This window comes from Arthrobacter sp. V1I9 (assembly GCF_030817075.1).
GTDB lineage: Bacteria > Actinomycetota > Actinomycetes > Actinomycetales > Micrococcaceae > Arthrobacter.
Window position 1 is genome coordinate 655,060 of record NZ_JAUSYU010000001.1, and the last position, 23,653, is coordinate 678,712.

At 67.4% G+C, this 23,653-nt stretch carries 18 protein-coding genes and 2 pseudogenes; 8 read left to right on the forward strand and 12 right to left on the reverse strand.

Going from position 1 to position 23,653, the window contains the following annotated elements; all coding sequences use genetic code 11:
- Positions 1 to 50 precede the first annotated feature (50 nt).
- From pta to QFZ70_RS03105, 4 genes are all read left to right on the forward strand, one after another.
- A complete protein-coding gene (pta, locus tag QFZ70_RS03090) occupies positions 51 to 2,120 on the forward strand; it encodes a phosphate acetyltransferase (protein WP_307094047.1) in 2,070 nt (689 codons plus the stop codon).
- A gap of 82 nt (positions 2,121 to 2,202) precedes the next feature.
- Complete coding sequence (locus tag QFZ70_RS03095) at positions 2,203 to 4,953, forward strand: LuxR C-terminal-related transcriptional regulator (RefSeq protein WP_307094048.1); 2,751 nt, start codon at positions 2,203 to 2,205, stop codon at positions 4,951 to 4,953.
- A 188-nt stretch (positions 4,954 to 5,141) separates the two neighbouring features.
- On the forward strand, positions 5,142 to 5,831 hold the full coding sequence (locus QFZ70_RS03100; RefSeq protein ID WP_307094049.1) for a hypothetical protein: 690 nt from the start codon (positions 5,142 to 5,144) through the stop codon (positions 5,829 to 5,831).
- A complete protein-coding gene (locus QFZ70_RS03105) occupies positions 5,828 to 6,079 on the forward strand; it encodes a hypothetical protein (RefSeq protein WP_307094050.1) in 252 nt (83 codons plus the stop codon). The genes QFZ70_RS03100 and QFZ70_RS03105 overlap by 4 nt, the downstream gene beginning before the upstream one ends.
- Here the strand turns inward: QFZ70_RS03105 and QFZ70_RS03110 are convergent.
- On the reverse strand, positions 6,076 to 6,375 hold the full coding sequence (locus QFZ70_RS03110) for a hypothetical protein (RefSeq protein ID WP_307094051.1): 300 nt from the start codon (positions 6,373 to 6,375) through the stop codon (positions 6,076 to 6,078). The two genes, QFZ70_RS03105 and QFZ70_RS03110, sit on opposite strands and share 4 nt — an antisense overlap.
- A gap of 138 nt (positions 6,376 to 6,513) precedes the next feature.
- On the opposite strand from QFZ70_RS03110, the gene QFZ70_RS03115 reads away from it, so the two are divergent.
- Together QFZ70_RS03115 and QFZ70_RS03120 are read left to right on the forward strand one after the other, a co-directional pair.
- Positions 6,514 to 7,680, forward strand: a complete 1,167-nt coding sequence (locus QFZ70_RS03115) for an acetate kinase (protein ID WP_307094052.1) — start codon at positions 6,514 to 6,516, stop codon at positions 7,678 to 7,680.
- 67 nt (positions 7,681 to 7,747) lie between these two features.
- Positions 7,748 to 8,329 carry a GNAT family N-acetyltransferase gene (locus tag QFZ70_RS03120; RefSeq protein ID WP_307094053.1) on the forward strand — a complete coding sequence of 194 codons (582 nt, stop codon included), beginning with the start codon at positions 7,748 to 7,750 and terminating at the stop codon, positions 8,327 to 8,329.
- Here the strand turns inward: QFZ70_RS03120 and QFZ70_RS03125 are convergent.
- The 6 genes from QFZ70_RS03125 to QFZ70_RS03150 all read right to left on the reverse strand — a co-directional run bounded on the left by QFZ70_RS03125 (position 8,313) and on the right by QFZ70_RS03150 (position 16,215).
- A complete protein-coding gene (locus tag QFZ70_RS03125) occupies positions 8,313 to 9,509 on the reverse strand; it encodes an NAD(P)/FAD-dependent oxidoreductase (protein ID WP_307094054.1) in 1,197 nt (398 codons plus the stop codon). The genes QFZ70_RS03120 and QFZ70_RS03125 overlap by 17 nt on opposite strands.
- A gap of 4 nt (positions 9,510 to 9,513) precedes the next feature.
- A complete protein-coding gene (locus QFZ70_RS03130; protein WP_104045016.1) occupies positions 9,514 to 9,720 on the reverse strand; it encodes a DUF2945 domain-containing protein in 207 nt (68 codons plus the stop codon).
- Between the two features lie 8 nt (positions 9,721 to 9,728).
- Positions 9,729 to 12,188 (reverse strand): hypothetical protein, encoded by a 2,460-nt coding sequence (locus QFZ70_RS03135; RefSeq protein WP_307094055.1) that lies wholly within the window; start codon positions 12,186 to 12,188, stop codon positions 9,729 to 9,731.
- Between the two features lie 6 nt (positions 12,189 to 12,194).
- Positions 12,195 to 12,959, reverse strand: a complete 765-nt coding sequence (locus QFZ70_RS03140) for a peptidoglycan-binding protein (protein ID WP_307097783.1) — start codon at positions 12,957 to 12,959, stop codon at positions 12,195 to 12,197.
- 110 nt (positions 12,960 to 13,069) lie between these two features.
- A complete protein-coding gene (locus QFZ70_RS03145) occupies positions 13,070 to 13,723 on the reverse strand; it encodes a hypothetical protein (RefSeq protein WP_307094056.1) in 654 nt (217 codons plus the stop codon).
- A gap of 254 nt (positions 13,724 to 13,977) precedes the next feature.
- Complete coding sequence (locus QFZ70_RS03150) at positions 13,978 to 16,215, reverse strand: S9 family peptidase (protein ID WP_307094057.1); 2,238 nt, start codon at positions 16,213 to 16,215, stop codon at positions 13,978 to 13,980.
- A 543-nt stretch (positions 16,216 to 16,758) separates the two neighbouring features.
- Between QFZ70_RS03150 and QFZ70_RS03155 the strand changes: the two genes are divergently transcribed.
- A complete protein-coding gene (locus QFZ70_RS03155) occupies positions 16,759 to 17,181 on the forward strand; it encodes an Hsp20/alpha crystallin family protein (RefSeq protein WP_307094058.1) in 423 nt (140 codons plus the stop codon).
- A 183-nt stretch (positions 17,182 to 17,364) separates the two neighbouring features.
- Here QFZ70_RS03155 and QFZ70_RS03160 read toward each other — a convergent pair.
- From QFZ70_RS03160 to QFZ70_RS03180, 5 genes and pseudogenes are all read right to left on the reverse strand, one after another.
- Positions 17,365 to 18,344 (reverse strand): annotated as a pseudogene (locus tag QFZ70_RS03160) (NAD(P)H-hydrate dehydratase).
- On the reverse strand, positions 18,313 to 19,089 hold the full coding sequence (locus tag QFZ70_RS03165; protein ID WP_307094059.1) for a histidine phosphatase family protein: 777 nt from the start codon (positions 19,087 to 19,089) through the stop codon (positions 18,313 to 18,315). The pseudogene QFZ70_RS03160 and the gene QFZ70_RS03165 overlap by 32 nt, the downstream one beginning before the upstream one ends.
- Positions 19,090 to 19,242: 153 nt before the next feature.
- Positions 19,243 to 20,919 carry an alkaline phosphatase gene (locus QFZ70_RS03170; RefSeq protein ID WP_307094060.1) on the reverse strand — a complete coding sequence of 559 codons (1,677 nt, stop codon included), beginning with the start codon at positions 20,917 to 20,919 and terminating at the stop codon, positions 19,243 to 19,245.
- A 118-nt stretch (positions 20,920 to 21,037) separates the two neighbouring features.
- Positions 21,038 to 22,066, reverse strand: a complete 1,029-nt coding sequence (locus QFZ70_RS03175) for an LCP family protein (RefSeq protein WP_307094061.1) — start codon at positions 22,064 to 22,066, stop codon at positions 21,038 to 21,040.
- 227 nt (positions 22,067 to 22,293) lie between these two features.
- A complete protein-coding gene (locus QFZ70_RS03180) occupies positions 22,294 to 22,956 on the reverse strand; it encodes a low molecular weight phosphatase family protein (RefSeq protein WP_307094062.1) in 663 nt (220 codons plus the stop codon).
- Between the two features lie 208 nt (positions 22,957 to 23,164).
- Here QFZ70_RS03180 and QFZ70_RS03185 point away from each other — a divergent pair.
- A pseudogene (locus tag QFZ70_RS03185) lies at positions 23,165 to 23,626 on the forward strand (FAD-dependent monooxygenase); the annotation flags it as partial.
- Positions 23,627 to 23,653 lie beyond the last annotated feature (27 nt).

A 23,653-nucleotide genomic window follows, 5' to 3' on the forward strand; every position in this document is an offset into this window, starting at 1 on the left:
AAGTGCAAGGATGGAGGACCGGCACCAGCAGACCAGCAAAAGGGCGGACCATGGCCAAAAGCATCTACGTCAGCGCAACCACTCCCGGATCGGGCAAGTCCCTTGTGGCCCTGGGTTTGGCGGACACCCTGCACCGCCACGCGGACAGGATCGGCTTTTTCAAACCCGTAGTCACCGGGCCCACGGCCAAAGATGATCCCATGGTGGCGCTGATGAAGTCGAGGTTCGCCCTGGAGGATGAGCGGTGCCGCGGCGGCCTCACCCACGAGGAGGTCCGTTCCCTGCTCGCCGAAGGAAATCGCGAGGAGATTGATTCCCGCTGTGTGGAGATCTTCGCCGACATTTCCCGCCACTGCGACGTGGTGATTGTGGAGGGCACGGACCTGACCGGCCAGGACGCCGCCGTCGAATTTGACCTCAACGCCCGCCTGGCCAACAACCTGGCCGCCCCCGTGGTGGCCGTGGTGGGCGCCAAGGGGCGGACCGTGGCGGAGGCGGCAGCCGATGTCGAGGTTGCCCGCAAGGAGCTCGCTGCCGAGAAGTGTGCCCTGCTTGCCATCATGGTGAACCGCGCGGATCCGGAGGACGTCGAGGCAATCTCCGCCGCCGTGAAGCCCGGCGCCTCCAAGCGCCCCGTGTATGTCCTGCCCGAGCTGGAAGAGATTGCCCGCCCCACCACCGGCGAAGTGGCTGCGGCGCTGGGGGTGCGGCAGATTGCGGGCCGGGCGGACATGGAGCGGGACGTGAGGGACATCAAGGTGGCGGCCATGAACGTGGGCAACTTCCTGAACGTGCTGGACGAGGGCGCCCTGGTGATTGTGCCCGGGGATCGCGCCGACGTGATGGTCGCGTGCCTGGCATCCTCCTTCTCGCCAGAGTTTCCCGTGGCTTCAGCGCTCATCCTCACCGGCGGGCTGGCACCGGACGCCAACATCTACCCGCTCCTGGCGCAGGCGCCGTTCCCGGTGTTTGCCGCCACGGACGACACCTACACCACTGCCCGCCGCGTCTCCGAGGTCCGGAGCGAGATCTGGTCCGGGCACCGCCGCAAGGTGGCCTCGGCCCTTGGACTCTGGTCCCGCACCGTGGATGAGGCCGAGCTGGTGGAGCGGCTGCACCTGCCGCGGGCTGAACGGATGACTCCGCTCCGCTTCCTGCACGACCTCATCGAGCGGGCCCGCGGCCAGCGCCGCCACGTGGTCCTCCCCGAAGGGACAGATGTACGGATCCTCCGCGCCGCGGAAATCCTGTACCGCCGCGACGTCTGCGACCTGACCGTCCTCGGACCGGAAACGGACATCCGCGAGCTTGCTGCCACCCGCGGCATCGATCTCTCCGGGATAAACATCGTGGATCCCGCCACTTCGGACCTGCGGCAGAAGTTCGCCGAGCAGTACGCGGAGCTGCGGGCGCACAAGGGTGTTGACGTGCCCAAAGCCCTGGAGATCATGCAGGACGTCAGCTACTTCGGCACCATGATGGTCCAGCTCGGCGTGGTGGACGGGATGGTATCCGGCGCCGCCCACACCACCGCCCACACCATCCGGCCGGCGCTCGAGTTCGTGAAGACCCGCGAGGGCGTGAAAATCGTGTCCTCGGTGTTCCTGATGCTGATGCCGGACCGGGTGCTGGTCTACGGCGACTGCGCAGTGAACCCGGACCCCAACGTGGAACAGCTGGCGGACATCGCGCTCGCCTCCGCCGAGACCGCTGCCCAGTTCGGCGTGGAGCCGCGGGTGGCCATGCTGTCCTACTCCACCGGCGGCTCGGGCTCGGGGGAGGCCGTGGACGAGGTGCGGCAGGCCACCGAGCTGGTGCGCCAGCGCCGCCCGGACCTCGCCGTCGAGGGCCCCATCCAGTACGACGCCGCCGTGGACGCCTCGATCGCCGAGTCCAAAATGCCGGGCTCTTCTGTGGCCGGGCAGGCCACCGTGTTCATCTTCCCGGACCTCAACACCGGCAACAACACGTACAAGGCGGTGCAGCAGAGCTCCGGTGCAGTCGCCGTCGGGCCGGTCCTGCAGGGGCTGCGGAAGCCGGTCAACGACCTCTCCCGCGGCTGCACCGTGGAGGACATCGTGAACACCGTGGCCATCACCGCCATCCAGGCGCAGGCCTGACGCTCCCCGTCACCGCAAGGCTCAGGGAGGACGGACGAAGGCGGCAGCAGGCTTCGGTGCCGTCGTCGCCTAGGGTGATCACATGGACCGTCCATTCCTCGCCACGAAGCTGTACGTCCCCGCGCCGCGGCGAAGTTTTGTGGCCCGGCCGAGGCTGCGGGAAAAGCTGCGCACCGGCGCCGATTCCGGCCTGACACTCGTGTCCGCTCCGGCAGGATTCGGGAAGACAGCCCTCCTTGCCGACTGGATTGCCACTACAGCCGGCAATGACCGCTCCGTTGCCTGGCTTTCCCTGGACGCGGGAGAGAGCGAACCGGCCGCATTGTGGGGTTACGTCGCAACGTCACTCCAAGCCGCTGTGCCCGGTGTGGGGCGGACCGCCTTGGAGCTTCTCGCTTCCCCGCCCCTGGCCACCGAGCTTGTCCTCACCGCCCTGGTGAACGACCTCTCGGCCGTGCCCCACGACGTCTGGCTGGTACTGGACGACTACCACACGGTGGACAACCCGGAGACGGGCGCCGGGATGACCTACTTCCTGGAGCACCTGCCGCAGCACGTCCATGTTGTGGTGAGCACCCGCTCCGACCCTGCCCTGCCCCTGTCCCGCTGGCGGGTGAAGAGGGGCCTGGTGGAAATCCGCGCCGCAGACCTGAGGTTCACTCCTGAGGAGGCGGCGGCCTACCTCAACGACGTGGCAGGGCTGGAACTGGCCGCGGCGCAGGTTTCCACGCTGGAACAGCGGACCGAGGGATGGATCGCGGCACTTCAGCTCGCTGCGCTCTCGCTCCGGGACCGGGCAGACGCTGCCGGCTTTGTTGAACGCTTCGCCGGGGACGACCGGTACGTCGTGGACTACCTGGTGGACGAGGTGCTGGAGCACCAGCCGGACGACGTCCGCAGTTTCCTGCAGCACACAGCGATCCTCGACAGGCTTACCGGGCCGCTCTGCGATGCCGTGACAGGTCATGGCGGCGGCAGTGCGATGCTCGTCAACCTGGAGCGCGCCAACCTGTTTGTCATCCCACTGGATGACCAGCGGGAGTGGTACCGCTACCACCACCTCTTTGCCGACGTGCTGAGGGGGCGTCTGTTCAGCGAGGAGCCAGGGCAGATTCCACCCCTGCATCAGCGCGCGAGCGGGTGGTACGAGGCCCATGGCCACGAAGCCGACGCCGTCCGGCACGCCCTCGCCGGACAGGACTTTGACCGCGCGGCACAGCTGGTGGAGCTCGCTGTGCCCGGGCTCCGGCGCAACCGCCAGGACGCCGTGTTGTTCGGCTGGCTCAGGGCACTGCCCGAGGCCGCCATTCGGCGCAGCCCGGTGCTGAGCGTCTTTTTTGGGGCAATGCTCATGGCCTCCGGGGACCTCGCCGGGGTGGAGCCGTGGCTTTCCACCGCAGAGCGCGGACTCACGGAGGGGGCGGCGCCTGCCGGATCCGTTCCCGGGCCCGGGAACCAGGAGATCAGGACGCTGCCGGCCACCATAGCCACCTACCGCGCCTCCCTTGCGCAGGCGCGGGGAGATGCCGAGGGCACGGCGGCCTATGCCCGGCAAGCACTCGACCTTGCCCGCCCGGAGGACCACCTGGCGCGTGGTGCCGCGGCGGGCTTCCTGGGGCTTGCCGCCTGGGCGGACGGTGACGTGCAGGGAGCCCTGGGGACATTTACGCAGGCGGTCGCAAGCCTGCACGCCGCCGGCAACCTGCTGGACGAGTTCAGCAGCACGGTGATCCTCGCGGACATGTGGCTTGCGGCAGGCCGGCCGGGGGAGGCGCGCCGGCTCTGCGAGAACGCGCTGCAGCAGGCCAACCGCCGGGGCGGCTCCATGCTGCGGGCGGGCGCCGAGTTGCACGTGGCCCTCAGCGAGATCAGCAGGCAGTCCGGAAACGGAAACGAGGCCAGGCGGCACCTCGATGCAGCGGCGGTGTTTGTCGAACGGGGGCCGATGACCGAAAGCCGCTACCGGTGGTTCGTGGCGAAGGCGCTGGTGGCCCAGGATGAGGATGACCGGGATGGCGCCATCAGCCACCTGGAGCAGGCGGAGCAGCTGTACCGGCCGGGCTTCTTCCCGGACGTGCGCCCCGTTCCGGCGGTGAAAGCCCGTATGTGGGTGCGCCAGGGCAAGCTGTCCGAGGCGGCCGGCTGGGCACGGGAGCATGGCATCACTGTCACAGGCGACGGCGGCTACCTGAAGGAGTACAGCCACCTCACCCTGGTGCGACTGCTGATCGCCCAACAGTTGGCGGGCGCCGGTGCCACCGAAGACGCCGGAGCCGCCGAAGGCGCCGTCGAAGATGCCCTTGGCCTGCTGGACCGGATGGCAGCCGGCGCCACCCAGGCCGCCCGCGCGGGCAGCGTGGTGGAGATCGCCATGCTCCGGGCCCTGTTACACGCGGTGCTGGGCAACCGCCGCCAGGCGCAGGAGGCGCTCGCCGCTGCGCTGGCCGCCGCGCCGGAACCTGATGGGTACGTGCGGCTGTTCCTGGACGAAGGCCCGCTGATGGTGGAGCTGCTGCGGGAAGCAGCGCAGGGAGCAACGCACGACGGCGTTGCTGCCGCCCGTGCCCAGCGGCTGTTCGGCCTGGCTGCCCCTCCACCCACGGCACCTGCCGGCTCCCGGGACCACCCGCCGTCGGACGTTGACCCCCTGAGCGAACGCGAACTGCAGGTCCTTCGGCTCCTGGACAGCGAGCTGAACGGGCCGGAGATCGCCCGCGCCCTGTTTATTTCGCACAACACACTGCGCACGCACACCAAGCACATCTTCACCAAGCTCGGCGTGACCAGCCGGCGGGCGGCAGTAAGCCGGGCACGCGACCGCGGCCTGCTGTAGCGCCGGCTGCTGCAGCGCCGCTGCTCCAAGCCGCTGCTGTTAACGGGCCACCGAATCCGGCCCGGGGTTCACCCTGCCGGTCACATCATCGGGTGATGCCAGCTCACCCCGCCGCTCCCTACCTTGGAGTTATCCGGCAGCGTCAGCCGGAACCCGCAAGAGCCGCAGCCACCGACAGGAAGCCCGACATGCCCATCACCACCACCAAACTCACCCGCTGGGCCGGCCTGTCCGCCGTCGCGGCGGGCCTGCTGTTCATCGGCGTCCAGATCAACCACCCGCACCTGGACGCAGGGTTCGCCACCACCACCGAGTACACGGTCCGCCAGACCCTCAAGGTCCTGATGAGCGGGCTGTCACTGGCCGGCATCACCGGTATGTACCTGCGCCAGGTGAAGCAGGCCGGAGTGCTGGGCCTGGTGGGGTACCTCGTGTTCGCTGCCGGCTACCTCATCATGACCAGCGTCGAGGTCATCGGCGCGGTAGTCCTTCCAACGCTCGCCCGCACCGACCCCGGCTACGTCAACGATGTCTTTGCCATGGTCCTCGGGGAACAGGTGAACGGCGACATCGGCCTCTTTCCGGTCCTGAACATCGCCTCAGCACTCACCTTCCTGGGCGGCGGACTTCTCTTCGGCATCGCCCTGTTCCGTGCAAAAGTCCTGGCCCGTTGGGCTGCGGCGCTGCTCGCCATCGGATCCGTGGCAACCCTCGCCATTCCGCTGCTGCCCCAGGTCAACGAACGGCTGTTTGCCCTCCCCACGGGCGTGGCCCTGGTGGGCCTGGGGTACTCGCTGTGGAGCGGGCTGCGCACACGGGCCGCCCTGCCGCTGTCCGGCACTGTCGGGCCGGCGGCTGCACCGGAGGCCGTGAAATGACTGTCCCCACCCGGTACGGGATCCGCATCGGCGGGCACCTCGACCAGCGCTGGTCTGCCTGGTTCGGCAACCTCACGCTGACCCACGAGACCGACGGCACTACAATGCTCAGCGGAGCCGTCGCCGACCAGGCGGCGCTGCACGGGCTGCTCACCAAGGTCCGGGATCTCGGCGTCGTCCTTCTTTCCGTGGAGGCACTGGACGCAGCCGACGGCGGCACCCGGGTGAGTGCCGCCGCCGGGCGTTAGGCGTCGCTGCTGTCCGGCCTGGCCAGGCTGTCCGGATCCTCCTGCTGGGCCGGTTCGTCGGACAGGCCCTCCGGGGTGAGGTCGAGGTCTTCCAGGTTTTCCGGCGCTTCCGGGGCATCCCCGGTTTCGCCGGCCTTGGAGGCGCCGGTGTCGTCCAGTGCCGGGTTCGCGCCCTCCACTCCGGTGGGGTCCTTCGTCCCGGAACCTGCGCCTCCCTGGGCGTTGAGCGAAGCGGTGTTGCCGGATCCCGTGTCGGTGGGGTTGCTCTCGTCGTACGAAGTGGGCTCGTTCGTCATGGAAATGTCCTCTCGGGCGTGGTCCAGCCTGTCCGCCGACTCTAGGCACAGCCCGCTCCCATCCGCAAGGAAACCGTGCAGCACCAGGGCAACCTATAGTGTGGTTTGAACTGCAGAAGCCAGGCTCAGGAGGCCCGCATGCTCGTGCTCGTCATCAATTCCGGCTCGTCCTCGCTCAAGTACCAGGTGCGCGATGTTGCCGCCGGGAGCGTGCTCACGGAGGGACTGATCGAAAAGATCGGCCAGGGCAACGGCGGTGACGGTGACGGCGAAATCGTAGGCCCGCGGGACCATGCCGAGGCGCTGGAGCAGGTGGACGCCGCCATCCACCAGGAACTCGGCGACCTGGAATTGGCCGCGGTGGGGCACCGCGTGGTGCACGGCGGCGAGCGGTTCGCCGAGCCGGTGCTGATCGACAACGAGATCACCCGTGCCATCGAGCGCCTCAACCCGCTGGCGCCCCTGCACAACCCCGCCAACGTGCTGGGCATCCGCGCGATCACCAAGAAGTGGCCCGAGATGCCGCAGGTGGCCGTTTTTGACACGGCGTTCCACCGCACCCTTCCCGAACACGCCTGGCGCTACGCCGTCCCTGACGAGCTCTACACGAACCACGGTATACGCCGCTACGGCTTCCACGGCACGTCCCATGAGTACGTCACCCGCCGGGCGGCCGCACTGCTGGACCTTGCGGTGGAAGAGTTCGACGGCGTCATCGCCCACTTGGGCAACGGCGCCTCCGTCACGGCAATCCGCGGCGGCCACTCGGTGGACACGTCCATGGGATTCACGCCGCTGGAGGGCCTGGTGATGGGAACCCGCTCCGGCGACCTGGACCCCTCCATCCTGGTCTTCCTGGGCCGGGCCGGCTGGACGCCGGAGGACATCGACACCATGCTGAACCGGGAATCCGGGCTGAAGGGCCTGGCCGGCAACAATGACATGCGTTCGGTGGTGGAAGCAGCCGAGGCCGGCAACGCAAAGGCAGCAACGGCGCTCGAGGTCACCTCGTACCGGCTGGCCAAGTACATCGGCGGCTACCACGTGGCCGTGGGCGGGGCCAAGGCACTCGTGTTCACCGCCGGGATTGGCGAGAACTCGCACCAGTTCCGTGCGCTTGTGGCCGAGAAACTGGGCGCCCTTGGCATACAACTCCACGCCGGCCTGAACGCCGAGCGATCCAAGGAACCGCGCGTCATTTCCACGCTTCAGTCCGCCATCCCCGTCCTGGTGGTTCCCACTGATGAGGAACGGGCCATCGCGGAGGCGACAGCCGCCGTCGTATCTTCATCGACTGCTCCGTAACGGCCCTTTTGGTCAGTCAAAACGGCGCCTATGGAGCAGTCGATGGGGAATGACGTAGCCTCGGTCCATGCCTGACATCACCCTGCCGATCCGCACCGAACGGCTGATCCTGCGCCGCTTCGACGGCGGCGACCTGGACGCCTTCCACGCCTACCACTCGCTGCCGGAAACCGCCCGCTTCCTGCCGGGGCCAGCGAAAACCTACACGCAGTCGATGGAGCGGGTGGGCCGGTACGCCAACTTCGTTTTCGAGAAGGAGGGTGACTGGGTGGCGCTGGCCATCGAGGCAGCGGACGACGGCGGGCTGCAGGGTGAGGTGGTCCTCAAATGGCTGCCGGGGTGCGGGCAGGGCGAAGTGGGCTGGACCTTGGCGCCGGGCGGCAGGGGCAAGGGCTATGGCACGGAGGCCGCGGCGGCGATGCTTCGGCTAGGCTTCGAGGAGCTGTATATGCACCGGATCGAGGCACGCCTGGACGAGCTCAATACGGCCTCCGCGGAGCTTTGCTGCCGCCTCGGCATGCGACTGGAGGCGCGGCACGTGGACAAGTGGCACTACAAAGGCCAGTGGGCCACCGAGCTGATCTACGCGGTCCTGGCCGACGAGTGGCGCGTCGGCCAGGCAGCGAAGGCCGCTAAGCGCGGCCCTTGAGGATCAGGTTCCAGTACACCTGCGGGAAGATGTCCCGGTCCACCACCCAGGACAGCTTGCTCTCGTTCCACGTAGGAACACGCGGGATGGTGGGCATGGGCCGGTACCGGTCATCGAACTCGGCAAACACCACCGTGTTGCGCGAAACCGTGAACGGGCAGACCGAGTAGCCGTTGTACTTGGCCGGCAGCGGCTTTCCCTTCCGGGCGGCCACCAAATTCTGGGCCAGCACCTTCGTCTGCTTGCGCAGGGCGCCGCCGGACTTGGAGTTGGTGGTCCCGGCGGCGTCCCCCAGCGACCAGACGTTGTGGAACCGGATGTGCCGGAGGGTCTGCCGGTCTACCTCCACAAAACCACCTGTGTCATCCGGTGCGGGCAGGTTTGTCGCCTTCAGCCAGTCCGGGGCGGACTGGGGCGGGACCGCGTTGAGGACGTCGTAGTGCAGGTTTTCCTCGGCGCCGGATTCGGTGTTCCGGATGGTGGCCTTCTGGCTGGCAGCATCCACGGACACCAGTTCGCTGTTGGTCCGCAGCTCGATGCCGTACTCCGCGATTTTCCGGTCCAGCTCCCGGTCCACCTCCGCCACCCCGAACACGGTGGGATAGGGCTGGACCATCACCACGCGGATCTTGTCCAGTACCCCCTGTTCCCTCCAGTAGTCGCAGGCGAGGTACATCGGTTTCTGGGCCGCGCCGCCGCACTTGATGGGACCGGCGGGCATGGTGAACACGGCGGTGCCGGACGTCAGCCCGCTCAGCAGCGTCCAGGCCTTCGGTGCCAGCTCAAACTCATAGTGTGAGGCGCCGCTCGGCGAGTATACGGCTTCGGCAAGGCCGGGCACATCGTCCCAGTCGTACTGCAGGCCGGGGCACACCACCAGCTGCCCGTACGCGACGGCGGCTCCGGACGCCAGGGTGACCAGGTTCGCGTCGGTGTCCACGCCCGAGGCGGAGTCACGGATCCACGTAACGCCCTTCGGGATCAGGGGTCCCTGCGGCCGGACGGCTTCCTTGGCTGCGGCCCTGCCCCCGGCGATGTGGGAGAACAGCGGCTGGAAGAAGTGGTGGTCCCGTGGTTCGATGAGGGCCACGTCCTTGACGCCGTAACGCTCCAGCCGGGCGGCCAGGGAGATCCCGGCGTTGCCGCCGCCGATGATGACAACTTCGTGCTGGCCGGCCACCGCGCTACTTCTTTTCCGTCAGGGCGGAGGCCTTGTGTGCTGCCCGCGCGCCGGTCTTCGCCGACTCCACCACGTACTGGGGCTCATCCTTGCTGGCGCGGTGCGTGTGGCCGTCCAGCTCGAAGTCGCTGGTTTTCTTCTCCACAATCTTGCCGTGCGTTGTGCCCTGCGGCGTGTTCCATTCCACGGACGTTCCCTTGCTCAATGACATCTGCTCTCCTAGCTGGGGTTTGCGGTGGGTAGTGGCTCAGCGGCGGGGGCCGTGCCCCCAGTATCCGCCGTTGGGACCGGCGTCTCAACGGGTGCGTACGACGCCGGTGCCCCAACGGGGGCGGGCTGCGTCGCCGGGGCGGTTGCGGCCCCGGCCCCTGCGGGAGCGGGTGCTGCGGGCTCCGTCGCAGGGGTATCCCCGGAAACCCCGGTCCCGGTGGGCGCTCCGCTGGGTGCTCCGGCCGGCGCAGTTGGAGGCGGGGCGGTGTTCGTTGCGGCGGGCAGGGGCGTTGCCGCGGCTTCTGTGGCGCTCGGGTCGGCCTTGATGATGGCTGTGATCTGTTCCTTGTACGCGGCCAGCCGGGCCTGGATTTCCGAGAGCGGTACATTCTGTATGTTCCGGCCGTACTCTGCGATTTCGGCCCAGAGCGCCGTCAGTTGCTCCATGCCGGCTTCGCTCAGCGGGCCGTCCAGCGTCAGGACGAGTTGGCTGGCCAGTGCATAGGTGAGGCATTCGACGCAGTTGTAGTTGGCGGCTGCCGAGAGGTTTTCCGGGACCACAACATCCGCCTGCCCCACGATGAGGACCACCTGGAAGCCCACCGCCACGGCGGCGCAGCCGGTGCAGCTGGCAAAGGCGTAGGCCTCGTTCCGGGTGTCCACGGGTTCGCCGTCCTCTGCCCAGACCAGCGCGAAGGCCACGTTGTAGGTAACCGAGCCGTCGGTGGCGTTCACTGCGAGCGCCTGGTTGCCGTCCTGTTCCGGGGCCGCGGGCCGGTCGAACGGGAACACCCAGGACGGGGCGGTGGAGCCGGCAGCGGCGGCAGCGTCGGGAGAAGCTGCCGGGGATGAACCACGTCCGGCGCCCTGCGAGGCCTCCACCGGCACCAGCACCATGCTCAGCTGCGGGTTCTCCCGCGTTGGCCTGGCGGCACCTTCGGGCCACAGCGCCACGGTCCTCCCGCTGCTGCCCTCCCGCAGGACGGTGTCCGCAGCCGGAAGGACCGACGTCGTGGCGTCCGCCAGCGTGCCGCGTTCGTAAGGCTGCACCGGACGGTACGTCCCGCCGTCGGGCCACCATGCCCAGGCGAGCCCGCCCAGCAGTACCGTGACAACGCCCATGGCGGCGGTGCGCTGCAGGAACCTGCCGCGGGTCTTCTGCCAGAGCCCGGTGACCAGCTGCCTCAGCAGCCGCAGCAGGATATAGAGCATGCCCAGCATGGGAAGGGCCACGGCCAGGATGGCCAGGACGCGCACGGCGGCCCCGGCAATATCCCCGGCGGAAAGGCTGTCGGCGAGCAGTCCCTGCTGTCTAACGGCGCTGCTCCATGCCGTGGCCAGCAGCCGCGGCAGGGCAAGCACCATCAGGGCCAGGCTGACCAGCAGCAACGGCACGGTGACCAGCACCCATACCGTCACCACTGCGCGGGCCCAGGGTTTGAGGACCTTGTTTTCCGGCCTTCCCCACCGCCAGGGAAGCAGGCCCAGCAGGACGGGCTTGATGCGCTGGAAGAGGTCGGGAACGCCGGTGGCATCGGCCAGGATGTGGTACCCGTCGAACCTGACCAGGGGGAGCAGTTGCCGGACCATCTGCAGGATCTGCGTGACCACCACCAGCAGCAGCGCATCAAAGCCGGTGGCCCACCACAGCGCCATGATGGCCACCGCAACGATCGCGTTGAAGTACAGGCCGCCGAAGTCTGTCCGGAGCCGGCCGCCGCGGCCCAGCCGGTACGAGTCGGTGACGTCCGTGAAGAACGCCGGCCAGATCAGGTACAGTCCGGCGCCCATGGCACCAGGCGTGGCTCCGCCTTTGCGCGCCGCGGCGGCATGGCCGAACTCGTGGAAACCGGCGGAGATGATGGTGATGGCAAAGATCAGCAGGAGCAGGACAGGGTTCTCGAACGCTTCGTGGGTGGCCGAGCCCAGCCCCTTCACCATCAGCACCCACCAGCACGCGGCCAGGAACGCCGCGGTTACCGCCACCACGATCAGCGGGTTGAACAGGGCTGTGAAGGGTGCGGTGATCCTGCGGGTGCGCTCCGGATCCGTCACGGTGTAGCGGAAGCGCATGCCCAGCAGCGGGTCAGCCTTCCGGACCTCCGGCTGGGACCCGTCCGCGAGCCGGAGCAGGCCCAACGGCAGGAGCTGGGAGTTGATCAACGTGCGCACGTTCTCCGCGCTGACGAGCCTTCCGGAACCCGCGCTGGCATGCTGCGCGATCTCCTCCAGGCTCCGCTGCCCGTCCACTGCCTCCAGCACCAGGTAGAGCAGTGGCGTTAGCTGGAGGGTCTGGCCGTCCGCGCGGCGGACCAGGAAAGGCGCCTCGCGGTAGCCCGACCCCTCCGCCCGGCCGATGAGTTGGACGCCGTCGGCCCGCGCGGGAACATGCGGCGGGTGCTCGGCAACGGGGGCAGCGGACGACGGCGGGCCGGCCTGGGGGCGCGGCCCGCCGCTGGCGTGGGTCATCTGTGCTTACTGCTCGAGGTCGGACTGCTGGTCGGCAGAGGCGTTGGCTTCGCCCTCGATGTTCTGGGTGATGATGGCGTCCTGCTCGGCCACGGCATAGGCCTGGCTGTCGATGGAGCCGATGTTCGCGGCCACAGCGGCGTCGATCGGTGCAGCCACGTTCGCGTTGGCCGCCACCGCGCCGTTGATCGGGGCGGCGATGTCCGCGTCCGCGGCGAGGTCCACGTTGACGTTGAGCAGGTCCCCGTCCAGAGCGGCGGCGGGGTCTGTTGGCAGCGCGCCGACGTCGGGCAAGGAGCCGTCGTCGGGCAAGGCGCCGCCGAGGCCTTCCTCGGGCACGATGCCGTCGGTGGATGTTCCGTCGGGGAGGAGGCCGCCGGCGTCGGCCGTGGTGCCGGTGGTGTCCGCTTCGGTGCCGGTGGGAGTGGTGCCGCCGTCGTCAACGGTGTCGTTGCCCTGGCTGATGGTGCTGTCCTGGGTGGATTCGGCGTTGGCATCGGCCACAATGCCCTGCTCGATCATGACGCCCTGGTCCGCCAGTGCCTGTGCGTCCGAGCCGTAGGAGAGGATGTTGGCGGAGGCGGCGGCGTCGATCGGCGCGGCCACGTTCGCGTTGGCCGCGACGGCGAGGTCGATGGGTGCTGCCGCGTCAATGCCCAGGTCCAAATCCGCATTCAGGTCCAGGACAGAGGCAACTTCCTTGTCCGGCAAAGCCGTTGCCTGCTCCGCAATCAGTTCGTCGTCGGTCAGGGGACGCATTTCCTGTTCCATGCTCACGCAAACCTCCAGTATGGCGCGGGTTGTCTACCCCCAGTGGGCAGCCCGACGCCAACTAATAGTAAGCATGGTTATGTTTTTTGGAAATCAGCATCGATGACTGTTCAGGCCCCAGCGCCGGGTTCAATGGACATTGCGATGCCGTCCTCCGTGGCACTCGGGTCGGCTTGGACGATCCTGGTGATCTGTTCCTTGTACGCCTCGAGCTGGTTCTGGATTTCGGCAAGGGGGACGTCCTCGAGGTCCTCGCCGTACTCCTCGATGTCGCACCACAGAGCTGACAACTGCTCCATGCTGTCGTCATTCAACGGGCCGCCCAGGGACAGCACCAACTGGTGGGCCAGCGCATAGGTAGTGCATTCGGTGCAGTTGTAGTTGATGGCCCTGGATAGGTTCTGCGGAGCTATGACATCGGTTTGTTCCTCGATCAGCACCACCTGGAATCCCACGGCCACCGTGGTGCAGCCTGTACAGCTGGCGAACGCGTACGCTTCATTTTTCGTCCCTACCGGATCGCCATCCTCGGCCCAAACCAGCGCGAACTCCGCGCTGTAGTCCACGGAGCCGTCGCTGGTGTTCACCGCCAGGGCCTGGTTGCCGTCCTCCTCAGGGTCATCGGGCGGGGCGAACGGGAAAACCCAGGACGGGCCGTGATCGTCGTCCTGTTGGACAGCGGCGTAGGCTACGCCGTCGGGCCACCATACCCCCGCGAGCCCGGCCAGGAGGGCTGTAGCGGCCGCCACGGCAAGGGTGCGCACGCGGAAACCCGCCCTAGGTGGCCGACCGCCACTTGTTCCGCCGTCGCTGTGCTGCTGGGAAACCCTGATCACGTCAACCTCAACTTCCGGCGCGGGTTGATCTGCCCCCCAGCGGACAGCACTGCGTCAGATAAGAGTACGCATGGCTGGCTTGTTTGGATACGGGCGGCGCGTGGCGCACCCATCGATTGCTCCGTAACCGCCGTTTTACGGGCTCAAAACGGCCGTTACGGAGCAATCGATAAATCAAGTTGCTACTTCAGGCCGGCGCCGGGGAGTAATTCAGTGGCGCCGAGGGAATCGGCGATGAAGGCGTAGTCCCACGACCTTTCGCGCCACTGGACGTAGCGGCCGGACGCGCCGCCGTGGCCGCCGTCCATCTCGATCTTCATCACCACCGGCTCGGATCCCGTGGTCCTGTTCCGCAGCTCCTGCACCCATTTTGCCGGCTCCACGTACAGCACGCGGGTGTCGTTGAAGGACGTCACCGCGGCGATCTTCGGGTACGACGCCTGGCGGACATTTTCGTAGGGCGAGTACGACTTCATGTAGGCGTAGACCTCAGGGTCCGTGATGGGGTTGCCCCATTCCTCCCATTCAAGGGCGGACAGCGGCAGTTCCGGGTCCAGGATGGTGGTGAGGGCATCCACGAAGGGCACCTGGGCCACAATCGCGGCGTACTTTTCCGGGGCCATGTTGGCAACGGCACCCATCAGCAGTCCGCCGGCCGAGCCGCCCAGTGCTGCAATCCGCGAGGGATCCACCCAGCCCGAGTCCGCCAGCCACTCCGTGGCATCCACGAAGTCGGTGAAGGTGTTCTTCTTGGTGAGCTTCTTGCCGTTTTCGTACCAATGCCGGCCCAGTTCACCGCCCCCGCGGATGTGGGCGATCACAAACACCACGCCGCGGTCCAGCAGGGACAGCCGGGCAATGCCGAAGCCGGGGTCCATGCTCAGCTCATAGGAGCCGTACCCGTACACAAGGCCCGCCGCCGTCGAATCCTGCTTGACCGCCTTGTGGCGCAGCACGGAGAGCGGGATCCGGGTGCCGTCGCCGGCCTCGGCCCATTCGCGGGTGGCCACGTAGTCGTTGCCGTCGTAGCCGCCCAAAACCGGGCTTTCCTTGCGGAGCAGCAGTTCACCGGCTGGCTGCCCGGGAGTGGGCAGCACAAAGTCATAAACACGGGACGGCGTGAAGTAGGACGTGTAACCGAGCCGGATCACCGGAGCCTCGTAGTCGGAGCCGCCCACTCCCGCGGTGTAGAGCTCCTCGTCGAACGCGGGCTCCACCGGTGCCTCCTGCGCCGCAGTGCCCAGGCCTTCCAGCCCGATGACCTGGACACGCTCGATGGTGTCCTTCCGGATGGACACGACGAGGTGCGTGGAGGTGACGCCTGCGCCGTTGACGCGGACGTCGTCGGAATGTTCGACGACGGTGTCCCAGCGCTGCCCGGCCAGCGGCTTGCGAAGCTCGGCCCAGTCAGTCAGGGAAACCATCGAGTTGATGGCGCCGCGGTTATGCGTGAGCAGGATGCGTTCGGTCTTTACGCCGTCGGGGCCGGGCAGCAGGAACGGTTCGGCCTCATAAAGTACCCGCTCATCCCGGGAAATGACGGTGAGGAGCTCCTGGGCGGGATCGTCGAACCGCAGCAGGCGGGTCTCGCTGTACTCCGAGCAGCCGATCCCCAGCACGAGGTAGCGCCGGTCAGCGGAGAGCTCAAACCCCAGCCACATGGCGACGTCGTCCTCCTGGTAGATCACCACGTCCGCGGTGACGGGCGTGCCCAGGGTGTGGGCCCTGACCTGGTAGGGGCGCCAGGACTCGTCCACCACTGTGTAGAAAATCCGCGTGCCGTCCGGGGAGAAGGAAACGCCGTAGAAGACGTTTTCGATGACGTCCGGCAACAGCTCGCCGGTCCGGAGGTCCTTGATGCGCAGGGTGAAGCGTTCATCACCGGCGTTGTCCACCGCGTACGCGTAGAGGTTGCCATCCACCGTTACGGCGGTGCCGCCAACCGAGAAGAACGGCTTCCCTTCGGCCTCGACGTTGCCGTCCAGCAGGATCTCCTCGCCCGGAATTTCGATGCCGGGTTCAACGGCCGGGGGAGTCCAGTCCGCGACGGGGTTGCCGGTGTTTTGGGCGCGGACCCGGCACTGGATGCCGTACTCCTTGCCTTCCACTGAGCGGCTGAAGTACCACCAGCCGTCCTTCCGGTGGGGGACGGACAAGTCCGTCTCCTGGGTGCGGCCCTTGATCTCCTGGAAGATCGCCTCGCGCAGCGGTTCCTGGTGCGCGGTGACCGCTTCCTGGTAGGCGTTCTCGGCTTTGAGGTGCTCCACTACCTCGTCGGATTCCTTGTCCCGCAGCCACTCGTAGTTGTCCACGAACGTGTCCCCGTGGTGGATGCGCTCGGAGGGGATCTTCTTGGCAACCGGGGGAGCGGGGGTGGAAGTCGCGGTTTTGGCGGAATCCTGCAGCGGAGTCTGGGTCATGGGTTCAAATATATCCACCCGCCGTGGCAATGGACCGGGCGTTCGCTACCGGACGAGAACCGGACGCATTGGGGGAGGCGGGGTGGCCTAGTAGGGTCCGGGCGGCAGGCGTATCCTGTTCACGCTAAGGCACATCCGCCCAGCGTGAGAGGGGAAGTTTATGACCATCCCGCCAGTGCACGAGCCCGAGCCGTTCCCGCCGGAGCCAGGCCCAACCCCTGATCCGGGCCACCCTGGTCCGCCATCGCCCAACCCGTTCCCGGTACCGGAGCCTCCCGGCCCACTGCCCGTGCCCGATCCGGGCCCGGCGCCGCTTCGTCCCGACCCAACCCGAAGCTAGGACAGCAGTAACGCACTGAAGGGGGGCCCTTGCGCACGGCGAGGGCCCCTTCTGCGTGCCCCCTGATCATCAAAAACGGGAGAAAATTCTCCCCAAAAAACGCTTGCAGATCTACCCGGCCAGTGCTAAAAAATCTATATCAGCCAATACAGATCGGCTGGTACCAAAACAGTGTTGGACCGTCTCCCACGAGGAGGGAAGCCATGTTGATGCGAACCGATCCGTTCCGCGAGCTGGACAGGCTGGCCCAGCAGGTCCTCGGCACGGCAGCGCGTCCGGCAGCGATGCCAATGGACGCCTGGCGTGAAGGCCAGGACTTTGTAGTCGCCTTTGATCTGCCCGGTGTTTCAGTGGACTCAGTGGATCTCGATGTTGAACGGAATGTCCTGACGGTGCGGGCAGAACGCCCGGAACCTGCAGGCAAGGACACCGAACTGATCGCCTCGGAGCGGCCGCGCGGCGTGTTCAGCCGCCAGCTGATCCTCGGGGACACCCTGGACACCGACAACGTGAAGGCGTCCTACGACGCCGGTGTCCTGACCCTGCGGATTCCTGTCGCTGAAAAGGCAAAGCCGCGTAAGATTGAGGTTGAGACGAAGGGGGCAAAGCACGAGATTTCTGCTTAGTCCCCAGCAGGATCGGGATGTCGGGTAATGATTGTTGACTGCCTTTTGGGGCGGATAGCCATTCTGAGCACGCCACAGCGCTGAAAGCGCATTGGCAGGGTAGGCCTGCACTTCCCGATACGGTGGCCCCCGGCTTCGGCCGGGGGCCATCCCATGCCCGGGCTTCAAAGGCCCGGGGCAGGATCAGGTGTTCAGCTCCAGCATCAGGGCGGGCAGTTCGTCGGCCAGTTCGCGGGCGAGGAACCCGAGGGGGCCCCAACCTGCTGGCAAGCCGGTCTGCCGCTGCCGCATGGAGGTGGGTGCCCCAGCATGCGGCCTGCGCGCTGGTGGTTCCCCGGGCGCGAAGGCCCGCGATTGCCCCGGCCAGGACGTCCCCGCTGCCAGAGGTTCCCAGCCCGCCGTAGCCGGTGGTCATTTTCCAGAGCTCCGATTCCTCCGGCGCGTCCCCGCCGGAGGGCCGCGCGATGAAGCCCTGGCAGCTCACCACAGCCTGGAACTTGTCGGCGATCTCGGCAATATCCGCCGTCAGATCATCCACCTCGCGCTCCAGCAGGACAGCGGCCTCCTTGGGGTTCGGCGTGAGGATCAGCCGCCCCTTCCACGGCTCCAGCTGGTCCGCCACCTTTACCAGGCCGCCCAGGGCATAGGCATCAAGTACGACGGCGGGACCACCGTTTGCCTTCCCGTCGCCAGAGCCTGAATCACTGGAGCGGGTTTCCCGCTCCAAGAGTGCCCGCAGCAGCTTTTCCGCGAGGTCCCGGGTCATCCAGCCCGGGGCCAACGAGGATCGCATCCGCACGCTCAAGGTAAGAGGAAATCCGGTCCAGGCCTTCACCCGTCACCGACCCGTCCGCGTTCTCCGGCAGCCCCATGGCCCCGCATTCCGGGAGTGCCACGCCAAGATGCATGGCCACCGATTCCGCCACGGCGAGGGTGAGCTTCCCGGCGCCGGCCCGCAAGGCAGCGGTACCGGCCAGCAGTGCCGCGCCGGGCGTGGCCCGCGCCCCACCGATCACCAGCACCGAGCCCCGCGAGTACTTGTCGGCGCCTGGTGCCGGCAGCGGCCAGTCGCGCAGCAGCGACGGCGTCACGAGGGTAGGTGAAGCGGCTTCAGTTGCGCTGGCTACGGAATCACTTTGGGTGGACACTGGCGTCTCCCGCATGTTCGGTGACTGTTACACCCTGCTCCGTGAGGTGGTCCGCCACATTGAAGCTTTCCAGGGTCCAGGGCCCTTCGCCGGAGGGCCGGACGTAACGGGTCAGGGAGGCATTGAGGACCGACGTGCTCGCCGCAAGATCCAGGAGCTCCTGCTCATTCATGCCCTCCAGCACGTAGCGGAACAGCAGGATCACGGCGTCGTGGCAGACCAGCATGACCCGGTGCCCCGTGCCGAGGTTGTTGAGTTCGTCCAGGACGGACCGCAGCCGCAGTGCCACGTCGGCCCACGATTCGCCGCCCGGCGGCCGGTAGTACATTTTGCCCAGCCACTCGCGGCGCTCGGCCTCTTCCGGGAATCGGTTTTCAACACCGCGGCGCGTCAGCCTGTCCAGGATGCCGAGCTCGCGGTCCCGCAGGCGTTCATCGGTCCGCACCTTCACGGGCCAGCCCGCGGCCTCAACGGCGATCTCGGCGGTCTGGCGCGCACGGGCGTACGGCGAGGAAACCACCGCATCCGGCCGGAGGTCCTCGGCGATCCGTGCCAGTGCGGCACCCAAAGCCTTTGCCTGGTCCTGCCCGGTCCCGGACAAGTTCACGTCCGCATCCCGGGCGGGTACCTCGATGACCTCAGCCCCCGCCAGCCGCGCATCCGTGGCCGCCACGTTGCCTTCGCTCTCGCCGTGGCGGATAAGGATCAGCTCCACCGCCCCGGCTTCCTGGACAGCCTCTGTCAGTCCGTCCTCTTTCACAAAGAATCACCCCGTCTGTGTGCCTTGCCGAATGCAGGAACATTACCAGCGGCGTACCCATGGCTCAGGGAATGTAAACGAGGAAAAGCAAACGGGCCGACGGCGGGGCCCGCCCCGGAGCGCTGCAAGCGGCAGCACTCCGGGAGTCAGCTCCTACCGCTCAGGCGTCAGCACCTTCGAGAACACCGTGGTGCCGTTCGCGTTCCGAAGGCTGGCGGTGAAGCTGTTGTCCTCACCGAGCTGGACGTGCCCGAAGAACTGGTTCTCGCCGTCGCGCGGTGACTCCCCAGGAAAACGCCCGGCCTTCGAGAAGGCCACCTCGGGGCCGAACGTGCCGTCCATCGGGTTGGGGCCGAAGGAACCCGCGGCGATGGGCCCGGCCACGAACTCCCAAAAGGGGTCGAAGTCGGTGAAGGAGGCGCGCTCGGGGGAGTAGTGGTGGGCGGCGCAGTAGTGCACGTCGGCCGTCAGCCAGACCACGTTCTTAACCCGGTTGTGCTTGAACGCACTCAGTACCCCGGCTATCTCGAGCTCGCGCCCCAGCGGTGCACCGGCGTCGCGGTTTGCCAGGCTTTCCTGGTTTACGGCGCCGTCGGGCACGATGATGCCCAGCGGCAGGTCGGCGGCGATCACTTTCCACGTCGCCTTTGACTTTGAGACCTCGCGGATGAGCCAGTCCACCTGCTCCTGGCCCAGGATGGACGTCGCGTAGGGTTCCTTGCCGTCAGTGTTCGGGGACTTGAAGGTGCGCATGTCCAGGCAGAAGATGTCCAGTTGCGGGCCGCGGCTGATCTTCCGGTAGATGCGCGCGGGCTGGTACTGGCCGGCGTCGTCGAACGTTCCCGGCCGCCACAGCGCCGACGAATCAGCGATTGGCATGTTCTCCTGCCATGCCTGCCGTCCCCGCGCCGCGAGGGTGTTGACGTCGCGGACGGTGTAGCGGGGATCGTCAAGGATTTCGCCGGGGTACCAGTTGTTGGTGGTCTCGTGGTCGTCCCAGTTGGCGATCACCGGGACGTCCGCGAACATGGCGCGCATGTTGGCGTCCATGGAGTTGTACCGGTGCCGGCCGCGGAATTCGGTGAGGGTTTCAGCCACCTTGGACACCTCTTCGGTCACCAGGTTCCGCCACACCTGCCCGTCCTTCTCCACCACGGTCTCGGTGAGTGGACCGTCGGCATACACCGTGTCGCCGGAGTGGATGAAGAAGTCCGGCCGGGTCTGGTGCATGGCCCGGTATCCCCGCATCCCGCCGATCTCCTCGTTGATGCCCCAGCCCTGACCGGCGGTGTCGCCGGTCCACACAAAGCTTTGGGCGGACGACGCCGGCACCCCACCCCCGTTGCTTGTGTCGCCGGTGCGGCCCTTGCCGTTGTACGTCCCGGCGCCGGGGGCGGTGCGGAAGGTCCCGCGGACCGCCTCACCGGCAGCGCCGCCGTCGTCCTCGAAGCTGATCTCCAGCGCAAAGCGGGTGTTGGACGGCAGGTTCCCGGCATGGATCTTGGCCGTGAAGTCCGAGGCCTGGGTGGCGCGCGGACCGCGGAGGGTGCGTTCGAAGGAGCCGCGGCCGCGCAGGACCTCGCCGCCGTCGTCCACCGCCCGCAGCACCGCCGTCATTCGGCCGGGGCCCGAAGCACGGGACCACAGCACGGCGGAGCCGGAGGTGACGTCGCCGGTGGCGATGCCGCTGGGCAGGGTAAGCCGGTTCCGGACCAGCGCGACGCCACCCTGCGACTGGCGCGGCACGGCCTGCGCTGCTGTGGGTGTGGCTGCCAGTGCGGCGGCGAGGACGGAACCCTTGACGATAGTGCGGCGAGAAATGTCAGTCATGGTGCCAGCCTTCCGGCACCCGGCGCACGGACTGTTTCCCTGCGGTGAACGAGTGGTAAGCCCGGGCTGAACAGCGGGATGGTCAGCGGTCGGTTACGGACCGCCGTCAGCTCAGTGCCTACGGCACCGCGAACTCCCCGATCCGTCCCTCCCGCAGGGCGGCCCCCACGGCAGCAATGGCACCGTAATCGGGGAGCAGCACGGACTGGCCGGCAATGAAGCCGGATCCGGCCGTTGGCAGTGTCATGGTGCCGATCGATTTCGGGTTAAGGTTGCGCAGGCTGTAGGCGAGGATGGCGGCCTGTGCCGCGTTGAAGCCCTTGTTCACGGTGAGGCAGCAGGAGGCAAAGTTCACCAGGCTCCGTACGGCTGTCACGTCGTTGAGGGCACCGCCGGCAGTGAGGCGGGCAAGGACGGCGCGGAGCAGGATCTGCTGGTTGCGCACCCGCTGGAAGTCGCCGTCGACGAACGCGTACCGCTCCCGGGAGAATTCCAGCGCTGCCTGGCCGTTCAGGTGGTTCACGCCGGGACGGAAGACATGCCCAGTGTCGTGTGTGGACTGAAACGGGACCGGGACGTTGACGTCAATGCCGCCCAGCCCGTCCACCAGAAGCTTGAAACCGCCGAAGTCCAGCATCAGGGTGTGGTGGATGGTGATACCGAACAGCTGCTGCACCGTCTGGGTGGTCATGTCGATGCCGCCGTACTGCAGGCCGGCGTTGATCTTCCCTCCACCGAAGCCGGGGATGTCCACCCACATGTCCCTGTTCATGGACACGATGTACAGGGACCGGCGGTGGGCCGGGACGTGGACCAGCATCAGCACGTCTGAACGCTGGTCCCTGGGCTCGCCGGTGGCATCCGTGTGGGCTGCCGCGTCTTTCGCAATGCCGCGCATGTCGCTGCCGATGACCAGCACGTTCATGGCAACGGCAGGGTGCTGCGGAATGGGTGGAGGGGGAGGGGGAGGCGGCGGCACAGTTTTGGAAGGTGTTCCAGTTGGCGTGGGCGAGGGGGTTTCGCTTGGCGATGCAGCGGGCCGGGCCTCAGTACCCGCGCGGTTAAGGCTGGTGACCGCGACGACGCCAACCGCCACGAGGACCAGCGCCAGCAGCGCCGCGATCCAGCGCCGCCGTCCATACGCCACGAAGCCAGGACCGCGCGGGTGGGGGCCAGAGGGCCTGGGACCGGGTTCAGAACCGCCTGGCGTGCTCATTGTGCCTCACCTCATCGTGGGGATGGTGGGATCAGTGTCCGCCTGCCGGGCCCTCCCTGGCTACGACCGTGTCCAAACTGTCACCTGGAAGGGCGCCGTGGTCGGCTCGGACGTGTCGACGCCGATATCCCGGGCGAGGTGGCAGGCCCGCCGAACCGCTACAGTGACCCCGCACGTGTGCCGCGAACCGGAGCGTTGAGGCGTGCGTGGCGCAGGATGGACACGATCGCTGGCGCGAGTTCGTCTTCCATCTGCCGGTACACCTCGGGCGCGCGGCGGTAGGGGTCGATAATGTCGTTTTCGGACGAGTCGGAAGGCAGGGACAGATGCCGCACTGCAGCCGCCCTCGCCGGCAAGCCCCGCCAAAAGGTGTGGTTGGCTGCCAGCGGATCATCTCCGTCGGACGCTCCTGCCGCAGGTTCCTTGCCTTCGGAAGCGCCAGCCCGCTCGTCCAGCACGTCAAGCATCCGGGCGAATTCACGGATGGTAAAGGTCCGCTTGAGCAGGGACGCGTCCAGCTGCAGGACCTCGCCGCGGTGGCCGGAGGTCATGGTGAGCACCAGGTCCACGCCGCGGAGGATCTTGGGCGTCAGCTGGCGGGCCGCGAAGTTCCCGGGGTCGCCGCCGAAGGTGCGCACGATGTCAGCGGAGATGGGCTGCATGGGGTCGCCCACCATGGCCCGGGTCCCCGCACTGGCCACTTCGAAACCGCCCGGCAGCACCTGGTTGAGCCCCGCCTGCAGCAGCCGTTCGGCCACCGGGGACCGGCAGATGTTGCCCGTGCAGACGGTCAGGATTCTTACTGGTGCGGGTGAGTCCAAGGGAGATTTCTCTTTCCAGCCGGTGCCTCCGTGCTTTTCAACTTAACACGCCAGGGCCCCACGCCGGCCGCCCCACCCCGCACGCTGGCTCAGCTTTCGCCGGTTTTTGGGGAACGCTCTATCACCTTCCGCAGAGGGGCACGATGATGTGACTGTGGAAAGCGTCATCGAACGGGACTGTGTGATTGCCGGCGGCGGCCCGGCAGGGATGGTGCTCGGGTATCTGCTCGCGCGCCGCGGGCTGCGTGTGACCGTGCTGGAGAAGCATGGGGACTTCCTGCGCGACTTCCGCGGCGACACGGTGCACCCATCCACGGTAACCCTGCTCGGCGAGCTCGGGCTGCGCGAAAAATTCCTGGAACTGCCACTGACACGCTTGTCCACCCTGGATGCAGTCGTCGACGGCCAGCGCCTCACCATCGTCGACTTCGGCACCCTTCCGCCTCCGGACAACTTCCTCGTCTTCGCACCGCAGTGGGATTTCCTGAACTTCCTTGCCCGTGAAGCGGCAGGCTTCCCCAACTTCGAGCTGCGCATGCTCAGTGAAGCGACCGGCCTCATCATCGAAGAGGGCAAGGTGTGCGGGGTCCGGGCCAGCACGTCCGACGGCGGCCTGGAGATCCGCGCGCCGCTCACCGTCGCTGCAGACGGACGCGCTTCGGCCCTCCGTGCCGCGGCGGGGATGACTCCCGAGGAT

Coding starts and splice junctions, on each gene's coding strand:
- pta (WP_307094047.1), top strand. CDS start 51: ATGGCCAAAAGCATCTACGTCAGCGCAACCACTCCCGGATCGGGCAAG.
- QFZ70_RS03095 (WP_307094048.1), top strand. CDS start 2,203: ATGGACCGTCCATTCCTCGCCACGAAGCTGTACGTCCCCGCGCCGCGG.
- QFZ70_RS03100 (WP_307094049.1), top strand. CDS start 5,142: ATGCCCATCACCACCACCAAACTCACCCGCTGGGCCGGCCTGTCCGCC.
- QFZ70_RS03105 (WP_307094050.1), top strand. CDS start 5,828: ATGACTGTCCCCACCCGGTACGGGATCCGCATCGGCGGGCACCTCGAC.
- QFZ70_RS03110 (WP_307094051.1), bottom strand. CDS start 6,375: ATGACGAACGAGCCCACTTCGTACGACGAGAGCAACCCCACCGACACG.
- QFZ70_RS03115 (WP_307094052.1), top strand. CDS start 6,514: ATGCTCGTGCTCGTCATCAATTCCGGCTCGTCCTCGCTCAAGTACCAG.
- QFZ70_RS03120 (WP_307094053.1), top strand. CDS start 7,748: ATGCCTGACATCACCCTGCCGATCCGCACCGAACGGCTGATCCTGCGC.
- QFZ70_RS03130 (WP_104045016.1), bottom strand. CDS start 9,720: ATGTCATTGAGCAAGGGAACGTCCGTGGAATGGAACACGCCGCAGGGC.
- QFZ70_RS03135 (WP_307094055.1), bottom strand. CDS start 12,188: ATGACCCACGCCAGCGGCGGGCCGCGCCCCCAGGCCGGCCCGCCGTCG.
- QFZ70_RS03140 (WP_307097783.1), bottom strand. CDS start 12,959: ATGGAACAGGAAATGCGTCCCCTGACCGACGACGAACTGATTGCGGAG.
- QFZ70_RS03150 (WP_307094057.1), bottom strand. CDS start 16,215: ATGACCCAGACTCCGCTGCAGGATTCCGCCAAAACCGCGACTTCCACC.
- QFZ70_RS03155 (WP_307094058.1), top strand. CDS start 16,759: ATGTTGATGCGAACCGATCCGTTCCGCGAGCTGGACAGGCTGGCCCAG.
- QFZ70_RS03170 (WP_307094060.1), bottom strand. CDS start 20,919: ATGACTGACATTTCTCGCCGCACTATCGTCAAGGGTTCCGTCCTCGCC.